The organism is Pseudomonas fluorescens (genome assembly GCF_902498065.1).
Taxonomy (GTDB): Bacteria; Pseudomonadota; Gammaproteobacteria; order Pseudomonadales; family Pseudomonadaceae; genus Aquipseudomonas; species Aquipseudomonas fluorescens_BJ.
In genome coordinates, this window is record NZ_CABVIR010000007.1 from 327,805 (window position 1) to 337,159 (window position 9,355).

8 protein-coding genes are annotated in these 9,355 nt (G+C 60.3%); 3 read left to right on the forward strand and 5 right to left on the reverse strand.

Features of this window, described 5'->3' with window-relative positions; all coding sequences use genetic code 11:
• Positions 1-94: 94 nt before the first annotated feature.
• From F8N43_RS23560 to F8N43_RS23575, 4 genes are read right to left on the reverse strand one after another with little or no spacing between them, the layout of a single operon-like run.
• Positions 95-316 carry a formate dehydrogenase subunit delta gene (locus tag F8N43_RS23560; protein ID WP_150639231.1) on the reverse strand — a complete coding sequence of 74 codons (222 nt, stop codon included), beginning with the start codon at positions 314-316 and terminating at the stop codon, positions 95-97.
• The gene (gene fdhF / locus F8N43_RS23565; protein WP_150654452.1) at positions 313-3,195 is read right to left on the reverse strand and encodes a formate dehydrogenase subunit alpha; all 2,883 of its coding nucleotides are present in this window, start codon (positions 3,193-3,195) and stop codon (positions 313-315) included. Before fdhF ends, F8N43_RS23560 begins: the two co-directional genes overlap by 4 nt.
• Entirely contained in the window at positions 3,192-4,754 is a 1,563-nt protein-coding gene (locus tag F8N43_RS23570) for a formate dehydrogenase beta subunit (protein WP_191630149.1), read from the reverse strand. The genes fdhF and F8N43_RS23570 overlap by 4 nt, the downstream gene beginning before the upstream one ends.
• Positions 4,751-5,227, reverse strand: coding sequence for a formate dehydrogenase subunit gamma (locus F8N43_RS23575; RefSeq protein WP_150639230.1), 477 nt, complete (start codon positions 5,225-5,227; stop codon positions 4,751-4,753). The genes F8N43_RS23570 and F8N43_RS23575 overlap by 4 nt, the downstream gene beginning before the upstream one ends.
• Before the next feature lie 669 nt (positions 5,228-5,896).
• On the opposite strand from F8N43_RS23575, the gene F8N43_RS23580 reads away from it, so the two are divergent.
• Together F8N43_RS23580 and F8N43_RS23585 are read left to right on the forward strand one after the other, a co-directional pair.
• The gene (locus F8N43_RS23580; RefSeq protein WP_150654453.1) at positions 5,897-6,646 is read left to right on the forward strand and encodes a hypothetical protein; all 750 of its coding nucleotides are present in this window, start codon (positions 5,897-5,899) and stop codon (positions 6,644-6,646) included.
• 36 nt (positions 6,647-6,682) lie between these two features.
• Positions 6,683-7,051: a PH domain-containing protein gene (locus tag F8N43_RS23585; protein ID WP_084320763.1), complete on the forward strand. Its 369-nt coding sequence runs from the start codon at positions 6,683-6,685 to the stop codon at positions 7,049-7,051.
• Between the two features lie 164 nt (positions 7,052-7,215).
• Here F8N43_RS23585 and F8N43_RS23590 read toward each other — a convergent pair whose 3' ends face one another.
• Positions 7,216-7,521, reverse strand: a complete 306-nt coding sequence (locus F8N43_RS23590; protein WP_150631944.1) for a DUF3077 domain-containing protein — start codon at positions 7,519-7,521, stop codon at positions 7,216-7,218.
• A 663-nt stretch (positions 7,522-8,184) separates the two neighbouring features.
• On the opposite strand from F8N43_RS23590, the gene F8N43_RS23600 reads away from it, so the two are divergent.
• The gene (locus F8N43_RS23600; RefSeq protein WP_150654454.1) at positions 8,185-9,315 is read left to right on the forward strand and encodes an XRE family transcriptional regulator; all 1,131 of its coding nucleotides are present in this window, start codon (positions 8,185-8,187) and stop codon (positions 9,313-9,315) included.
• The last annotated feature ends 40 nt before the right edge of the window (positions 9,316-9,355 follow it).

Consider the following 9,355-nt stretch of genomic DNA (forward strand, 5'->3'; position numbering starts at 1 on the left):
ACATTCAGCATGAGTGCTGACTGAACTGACGCTATCGCCGGCAACCCGGTCTCGCTCCCACAGGTTTTTCAGCCAAACTTAAGTTCGTGTAAACCTAAGCCTCCCAACCCGCCCCACTGACCGCCTCTTGCGCCAACGGATGCAAATCCGCCCCGTGATGTTCCGTCTGCCAGGCCAGCAATTCCTTGCGCATGCCCGGCGTCCAGTACATCTGCAGATGATTACGCACACCGAGCACGGCCGCTTTCTGGTCCGGTTCAGTGGCGAAATACTGGGCGATCTGGTTGACCATCTTGATCAGGTTTTCAGTGCTCATCGGCGCACCTCCGCTTTAGCGCCACGGGCCTGACGGCGCTCCTTGAGCAAGCGGTCCTGTTCGTCGCTGAAGGCCTGATAGCGTTTTTGCCACTCGGACGGGTGGTAGACGCGGCTGACCTCCACGGCGGTGACCTTGTACTCCGGACAGTTGGTGGCCCAGTCGGAGTTGTCGGTGGTGATCACGTTGGCTCCCGATTCAGGGAAGTGGAAGGTGGTGTACACCACGCCCGGGGCGACCCGTTCGGTGACCCGCGCACGCAGCACGGTCTGGCCGGCGCGGCTGCCGATGCCGACCCAGTCGCCTTCGTTGATGCCACGGCTCTCGGCGTCGGTCGGGTGGATTTCCAGACGGTCTTCGTCGTGCCAGGCGACGTTCTCGGTGCGCCGGGTTTGCGCCCCGACGTTGTACTGGCTGAGGATGCGCCCGGTGGTCAGCAGCAGCGGATAGCGGTTGTTGACCTTCTCCTCGGTGGGCACGTAGCCGGTGAGCATGAAGCGTCCCTTGCCACGCACGAATTGCTCGATGTGCATGGTCGGCGTGCCGTCCGGTGCCGCAGCGTTGCATGGCCATTGCAGGCTGCCGTGGCGGTCCAGTTCGGCGTAGCTGACGTTGGTGAAGGTCGGCGTCAGGCTGGCGATTTCATCCATGATTTCCGATGGGTGTTTGTAGTGCATCGGGTAGCCGAGGGCATTGGCCAGGGCCACGGTGCCTTCCCAGTCGGCCTTGCCGCCCAGAGGGTCCATGACTTTGCGTACCCGCGAAATGCGTCGCTCGGCGTTGGTGAAAGTGCCGTCCTTCTCCAGGAACGAAGCGCCCGGCAGGAACACGTGGGCGAACCTGGCGGTTTCGTTGAGGAAAATGTCCTGCACCACCACGCATTCCATGGCCGACAGCGCCGCCGTGACGTGCTGGGTGTTCGGATCGCTCTGGGCAATGTCCTCGCCTTGGCAATACAAGCCCTTGAAACTGCCGGCCAGCGCCGACTCGAACATGTTCGGAATGCGCAGGCCCGGATCGGCTTGCAAGGTGACGTTCCACGCCTGCTCAAATTGGGTCCGCACCACCTCGTTGGAAATGTGCCGGTAGCCGGGCAACTCGTGGGGGAAGGAGCCCATGTCGCAGGAGCCCTGCACGTTGTTCTGTCCACGCAACGGGTTCACGCCCACGCCTTCGCGGCCGATGTTGCCGGTGGCCATGGCCAGGTTGGCGATGCCCATGACGGCGGTGCTGCCCTGGCTGTGCTCGGTGATACCGAGGCCGTAATAGATCGCAGCGTTGCCGCCGTTGGCGTACAGACGGGCCGCCGCACGGATATCGGCAGCGGGCACGCCGCAGATCGGGCTAAGCACTTCCGGCGCGTTTTCGGCGCGGCTGACGAACTCGCTCCAGCGGGCGAAATCGCTGCCCTCGCAACGGGCGTCGATAAAGGCCTGGTCTTGCAGGCCTTCGGTGATGATCACATGGGCCAAGGCGTTGAGCATGGCGACGTTGGTGCCCGGCCGCAAGGCCAGGTGCAGCTCGGCGCGGGCATGCACCGAGTCCACCAGATCAATACGGCGAGGGTCGATGACAATCAGCCGCGCACCTTCACGCAGGCGGCGTTTGAGCTGCGAGGCGAACACCGGGTGGGCGTCACTCGGGTTGGCGCCCATCACCAGAATTACGTCGGCCTGCATCACCGAGTCGAAACTCTGGGTGCCGGCGGACTCGCCCAAGGTTTGTTTCAAGCCATAACCGGTCGGCGAGTGGCAGACCCGCGCACAGGTGTCGACGTTGTTGTTGCCAAACGCGGCGCGCACCAGTTTCTGCACCAGATAGGTTTCTTCGTTGGTGCAGCGGCTGGAGGTGATGCCGCCAATGGAGTCGCGGCCATATTTCTGCTGTAACCGACGGAATTCGCTGGCGGCATAAGTCACCGCTTCATCCCAGCTGACTTCCTGCCAAGGGTCGTTGATGTGGCTGCGAATCATCGGTTTGGTGATGCGATCCGGGTGGGTGGCGTAGCCCCACGCGAAGCGTCCTTTGACGCACGAGTGGCCATGGTTGGCCTGACCGTTTTTGTCTGGAACCATGCGCACCAGCGTGTCGCCTTTCATCTCGGCGCGGAACGAGCAGCCCACGCCGCAATAGGCGCAGGTGGTGATCACGCTGCGTTCCGGCTGACCCAGTTCGACCACGCTTTTTTCCATCAGCGTCGCGGTCGGGCAGGCCTGCACACAGGCGCCGCAGGACACGCATTCCGAATCGAGGAAGTTATCCCCACCGGCGGCAGCCACGCGGGACTCAAAGCCACGTCCGGTAATGGTCAGGGCAAAGGTGCCTTGGGTTTCTTCGCAGGCGCGCACGCAGCGGTTGCAGACGATGCACTTGCTCGGGTCGTAATCGAAGTAGGGGTTGGACGTGTCTTTCTTGTCGTCCAGATGGTTCTCGCCTTCATAGCCGTAACGCACCTCGCGCAGGCCGACCTGACCGGCCACGGTTTGTAGCTCGCAATTGCCGTTGGCCGAGCAGGTCAGGCAGTCCAGCGGGTGATCGGAGATGTACAGCTCCATGACGTTGCGCCGCAGGGTCGCGAGCTTCGGCGTCTGCGTGTGCACGGTCATGCCTTCAGTGACCGGCGTGGTGCAGGACGCCGGGTAGCCGCGCATCCCGTCGATTTCCACCAGGCACATGCGGCAGGAGCCGAACGCTTCGAGGCTGTCGGTGGCGCACAGTTTCGGAATCGTGGTGCCCAGCAGCGCGGCGGCGCGCATCACCGAGGTGCCTTCGGGCACGCTGATGCTGCGGCCGTCGATGTTCAGGGTGACTTGCACGTCGCTGTCGCGGTGCGGGGTGCCCAGGTCGATATCGGTTTTCGGGTCGAAGAGAGTAATCATTGGTCGGCCTCCGAGGGCTGCAGACCGAAGTCGGCGGGGAAGTACTTGAGGGCGCTGGCCACCGGGAATGGGGCCATGCCGCCCAAGGCGCACAACGAACCGTATTGCATCGTGTCGCACAGGTCCTTGAGGATGATCGCCTGTTCATCGCGACCACTTTGGTCGGGTGCGGCCAGCAGACGGTCGATCACCTCGACGCCGCGCGTCGAGCCGATGCGGCACGGCGTGCATTTGCCGCAGGATTCCTCGGCGCAGAACTGCAGGGCGAAGCGCGCCATGTGGGCCATGTCCAGCGTGTCGTCCGCCACCACTACACCACCGTGACCGAGCATCGCGCCGATGCCGGCGAACGCCTCGTAGTCCAGCGGCGTGTCGAATTGCGACGGTGGCACCCAGGCGCCGAGCGGGCCACCGACCTGAGCGGCTTTGAGCGGTCGGCCACTGGCGGTGCCGCCGCCGTAGACTTCCACCAGTTCGCGCAGGGTCAGGCCAAAGGCGCGTTCCACCAGGCCGCCGTGACGAATATTGCCCGCCAACTGGAAGGGCATGGTGCCCAGGGAACGGCCCATGCCGTAATCGCGATAGAACTGCGCACCTTTGGCCAGAATCAGCGGCACCGAGGCCAGCGTTAGCACGTTATGCACCAACGTCGGCAGACCAAACAGCCCCTTCAACGCCGGGATCGGCGGCTTGGCGCGGACGATCCCGCGCTTGCCTTCAAGAGAATCCAGCAGCGCGGTTTCTTCACCGCAGATGTACGCGCCGGCACCGACCCGCACTTCCATGTCGAAGGCTTGGCCGCTGCCGCCGACATTGGCGCCGAGGTAACCGGCGGATCGGGCAAGGTTCAGCGCCTGACGCAAAGTGGCCACGGCGTCCGGGTATTCCGAGCGCACATAGATGTAGCCGTAAGTGGCGCCGACGGTAATGCCGGCAATCGCCATGCCTTCGATCAGCAGGAAGGGGTCGCCTTCCATCAGCATGCGGTCGGCGAAGGTGCCGGAGTCGCCTTCGTCGGCGTTGCACACAATGTATTTCTGCTCCGCCTGGGTGGCGCGCACCGTGCGCCATTTGATCCCGGCGGGGAAGGCTGCGCCGCCACGGCCACGCAGGCCCGAATCGAACACTTCCGTCGCGGTTTGCTCACCGCCAACGCTCACCGCCCTCGTTAAACCCTCGAAACCGCCATGGGCGCGGTAATCGTCCAGCGACAGCGGCCGGGTGATGCCGGCGCGGGCGAACAGCAGGCGTTGTTGAGATTTGAGATAAGGCAGCTCTTCCACCAGACCCAGGGCCAGTGGGTGAGCGGATGGATCGCCTTTTAAGGCATCGAGCACCGACGGCACATCGGCAGCGGTCAACGGACCGAAACCGATCCGACCTTGCGGACTGTCCACTTCCAGCAGCGGTTCCAGCCAATACAGGCCGCGAGAACTGGTGCGCTGCAACTCCAGCGGCCGATTGCGTTCCTTGGCCGCAGTGATCAGGGCCACCGCCACCTCATCGGCACCCACGGCACGGGCCAGCGAATCGGTGGGCAGATAAAGAGTCGGCATCATGCGTCCTCCCGGCAAGCGTCGAGCAAGGCATCCAGACGCTCAGCACTGAGCCGCGCATGCACCCGGCCATCCAGCTCCAGCGCGGGCGAACAGGCGCAGGCACCGAGGCAATACACCGGGCGCAAACTGATGCTGCCGTCGGCGCTGCTGCCGTGGTCATCCAGTTGCAGACGTTCGCGCAACTGCGCCGCCAGCTCTTCGGCACCACGGCTTTTGCAGGACTCGGCCCGGCACAGCCGCAGGATATGCTTGGCCGGTGGCGAGGTACGGAAGTCATGGTAAAAACTGATCACCCCGCGAACCTCGGCCTGACTCTGGTTCAGCGCATGGGCAATCTCGGGGACGGCCACATCGGGGATGTAACCGATGCGTTCCTGAATATCGTGAAGGATGGGCAACAGTGCACCCGCAGAGCCCTTATGGCGCTCCAGCAGGCTGTTGACCAACGGCAGGTGCAGACTCTCATCGGGCATTCAGCAATCCTCACGGTCACGGACAAACCAGAAGGTTGTCGGTCGTCCGAAAGTGTCGGCTGCGGCATTCACACCACGTCACGGTATCGTGGCATTTTCAGGCCGTTGGCCAGGGCACCCTGAGCGGGCATCTTGTTGTGCCCGATGCGGTCTTCGCCGCACCTCTACCGGGCATAAAGGGCAGCTTGCCACGCCGCTATTGATCGAACTGCACCAAAGCGACGTGTTCGGTTCTGCCTACGACTATCCATTAAGTCTAGATGAGTGCGGCGCGGGGCGATTGCTCACTGGCCTAATGCCCTGAGGGCTTGTCGATGGCTGATGTATAGCAAGCATTACAGGTGAGAAACAGCATCAGATCCGTAGGCAATTCAGGGAGCAGATGCGCTGATCTATCCCGCCGTCAACCGAAAGCCATTCACCCTGAGCCAAATACCTCGAGGCCAATCCCAAATCCCAGCCACCACACAAAATCCCCTGCGGGAGCCAGCCTGCTGGCGATAGCGCCAGATCAGCTCACGCAAAACACGGATCAGAAACACAATCCCTGCAGGAGCGAACTCGCGAAAAACGCAGGAAACAGGGTCTGTCCCCGTTGCTGCCAGTGGACGGCAAGGCGGCAAAACAGTAGCTTTGCGCCACTTTTTTCATCTTTGTAACGGACTACACATGCCCACTGTCGCTCAAGCCTCGCGCCTGTTCTGCGCAATCACTTTCGCCGTCGTGATGACCCCGGTGCTCGCCGCCGACTGGAGTGAAACCCCGGAACACGCCAGGGAGGCCTACCTCTCCGATTGCCAGCAATTACTGAAGGTAGTGACCGAGGTGCAGAGCGGGCGCCAGACGCCCAAGGATGCTTTTCCCACTATCAAGATGTATCTGCGAACCTTTACCGTACATCGCGAGAACCTCCCCCAGTCAACCCTCGGCTCCCCCGAATACGCCCGCTGTGAGAGCGTCTTTCCCCAAGCGAAAGAGCTCGAGATCAAGGGCGGTATTGCCTACAGCGAGGAGGTCGATCAGCAGCTCCAGCAAGCCCAGACCAAACACCTGGCCTCCTCGGATTACGAGCGCGCTCGCTCCATGGGCTTCAGCGACGTCGGCGAAATCGGGCAACTCGACCAGCACGCCGAGCTGGATGGTGAAGCGAATCTGAAGACCTTGATGATCAGGGTCGATTCTGCTTGCGGCCGCCATTTCCGCGCCGCGAAATACGTCGAACCTTACGTGATCTACACCGTCGGTCCTTCCGATGGCAGATGCGCCATTAACCGGAACGTCGCAGTGCTGGGTGGCAAAGCCGCGGAGTGGGGCGAGTACATTGATGAGGACGAGATTTTTCAGTACGTGGGGTGGAAAAAATTGCCCGGACAGGATGGATTTCCCATCAACATTCGAGTCGTAAAAGCGCTGAAGTAATCCACAGGGATTTTTCTTAGGACGGAGGATGGACAGATGATCGACTTCAACAACAAAGGCTTCTTCAAACTCAAGCAAAACGAAGAATACGCAGAACGCGTCAGTGCACTGTTGCTGGAAGGCGAGCACGTCATCGACTCGTACAAATCCATGCGCGACGGCGTCGTGTTCACCAACAAACGCATCATCGCCGTCAACGTCCAGGGCCTCACCGGCAGCAAAAAAGACTTCACCTCACTGCCCTACAAAAACATCGTCGCCTACTCGGTAGAAACCTCCGGCACGTTTGACCTGGATTCGGAACTGGAGATCTACTTCTCGTCACTGGGCAAAGTGAAATTCGAATTCACCGGCCGGACATCGATGGTGGAAATCTCAAAACTGATCTCCCAGCACCTGCTCTAACCTGAATGCTCAAAAGCCCCGAAAACCCGGGGCTAACGCCCACCCCCTGTAGGAGCGAGCCTGCTCGCGATAGCGCCAGACCAGCCACCACCCATGGCCAGATTCACCGCCACCACCCAAGCAAACCGCCCCCACAGCCGTCCTGCCTCACCAGCCGAAAACCACTACCCCTCAGCCGTCGCCCTTTTTGAAGCTGACAAAGAATCCCGATCCCGCGTCAGCACCTTCACCGCATCATCCACCAGCGCCTTACTCATCGACGTCAAATAATGCGCAGCCCAGGCGTGACGGTCGGTGTCTTTGGCGTAAGCCGCATCTTCGGTGAGCGTCTTGGCGAGGAACAGGAAATCGGAAGCCATGGACAACGCATCGCCGAGCGGGATGTCGCGGGTGACGTGGAATAGGGGGTTGTCGCCGCAATAGATGGCGGGGGTCAGGCCGATGGTTTTGAGTTCGGGTTGGTTGGTCATTGGGCGCCTCCGGTAACGGAGAGGCGATGGGGGAGGGGTGAAGCGTTACGCGATTGGGGATTGTGTAGAGGGGAAAGCCAAATTGTGTACGGATTGATGCTGCGCATTATCAGACTCCTTGATATGAGGAGCTGCCACGTTCGTTTCCACACGAATGGGTGACAGCTGTGCGCAGGGTGGAAAACCGGGAATCAAGGAAACCGGCACGCCCGAAGACGTCCCACGCACAGCCGCCATAACTCACGCCGCAGACACAAAAAAAGCGCCGGCAGACGTGATGGGGGCGCTGTTGCGCCTTGAATTACACGGGTTTCCACACCCGGTCGCTGAATTGGCAGCGACGGTGGGAGGTTATCGTGCAGACCTCGTTCCTGCAACCGTCAGAACGAGTCAAATTTGTCTCATGAAACGCGTTGAAACAGGTCAATACCATCTGTCTGCGGGTTACATATTTACGCTTCGGATCGTTGCGGGTTTACCTCATAATCGCGCGCTTCTACGTCGGTAGCGCTGCTTCTCGACTAATCTCTAGCCGCAGCCACGAGACTTTTGTTAGCCAGGGAGAAAGGCAATGCCAGATATTTGGAACCAGCGTCAGTCGGATGCACCTGCCAAGGATGCGCTCGAATGTTTGCCTACCCTGTCTGAATTGCCTGCGACCCTATGAGCCAAGCCGCCTTAGTTAATCCAAGCCTGCTCACATGGTCTCGTGAGCGCGCGGGTCTCTCCACTGAACAGGTTGCTAGAAAGCTGCCTGTGAAGCCTGATCGAGTACAGGAATGGGAGGCTGGAGAGACCAGGCCGACATTCCTTCAGGCTCAAAAGTGGGCGAGCGTCGCTCACATTCCTTTTGGCTTCCTGTTTCTTCAGCAGCCGCCCGTCGAACAACTGCCTTTACCTGATCTGCGGACCGTCGGTGGGCTTGCGCCTCAACGTCCCAGTCTTGAACTGCTGGATACCGTCAGGGATTCCATACGTAAACAGGATTGGTATCTGGAGTATCTGCAACACCAGGAGCATCAGCCGCTGGCATTTGTCGGTCGCTTCAATAGCCGATCTCGAGTCACAGATGTGGTGGAAGATATCCGCCGGACGCTCGGCGTGAACCCTGACGCTGCTCGATTGGATTACGACAAATACAGCCGTGCCTTGATCGAGGCAGCGGAAGCAGCTGGCATTTTGGTTATGCGCAGTGGCATAGCTCTAGGAAATACTCATCGCAAACTTGAAGTCAGCGAGTTTCGGGGGGTTGCCATCAGTAATGTCCACGCCCCCGTTGTATTCGTAAACAGTTCCGACGCCCCCACCGCCCGGCTATTCACGTTGCTCCACGAACTGGCCCATATCTGGATTGGCAGCAGCGGAGTGTCTGACGGGAACTCCGCGAATGGACGAGACGAGGAACGATTCTGCAATGCAGTTGCAGGCGAGTTTCTGGCTCCGGAAGCCCAATTCCGCACCCTGTGGAACGCCAATGTTAACTGGGAAGAAAACCTGGCTCCGCTGGCCACTCGGTTTCACATCAGTAAATTGGCGATCGGTCGCCGCGCATTGGATCTTGGCTATGTAAACCAGGCGCAATACAACGCTTACTATCGAATGATCCTCAAGGCTTTTCAGGATAAAGAAGGTGGAGCGGGTGACTATTACCGTAATGCCACCGCGAAAAACAGTCCTCGCCTAAGCAAAGCGGTGCTGACTGAAGCAATAAGTGGCCGGATGCTGCTGCGCGACGCGGGACATTTGCTCGGCGTGCAATCGGCCAAACTAAGGGGGGGCGCCAAAAGATCGTAGAATGATTTATTTTATAATGTTATTCTCCTTTCGGCTAGTG

Coding starts and splice junctions, on each gene's coding strand:
- fdhF (WP_150654452.1), bottom strand. CDS start 3,195: ATGATTACTCTCTTCGACCCGAAAACCGATATCGACCTGGGCACCCCG.
- F8N43_RS23580 (WP_150654453.1), top strand. CDS start 5,897: ATGCCCACTGTCGCTCAAGCCTCGCGCCTGTTCTGCGCAATCACTTTC.
- F8N43_RS23585 (WP_084320763.1), top strand. CDS start 6,683: ATGATCGACTTCAACAACAAAGGCTTCTTCAAACTCAAGCAAAACGAA.
- F8N43_RS23590 (WP_150631944.1), bottom strand. CDS start 7,521: ATGACCAACCAACCCGAACTCAAAACCATCGGCCTGACCCCCGCCATC.
- F8N43_RS23560 (WP_150639231.1), bottom strand. CDS start 316: ATGAGCACTGAAAACCTGATCAAGATGGTCAACCAGATCGCCCAGTAT.
- F8N43_RS23570 (WP_191630149.1), bottom strand. CDS start 4,754: ATGATGCCGACTCTTTATCTGCCCACCGATTCGCTGGCCCGTGCCGTG.
- F8N43_RS23575 (WP_150639230.1), bottom strand. CDS start 5,227: ATGCCCGATGAGAGTCTGCACCTGCCGTTGGTCAACAGCCTGCTGGAG.
- F8N43_RS23600 (WP_150654454.1), top strand. CDS start 8,185: ATGAGCCAAGCCGCCTTAGTTAATCCAAGCCTGCTCACATGGTCTCGT.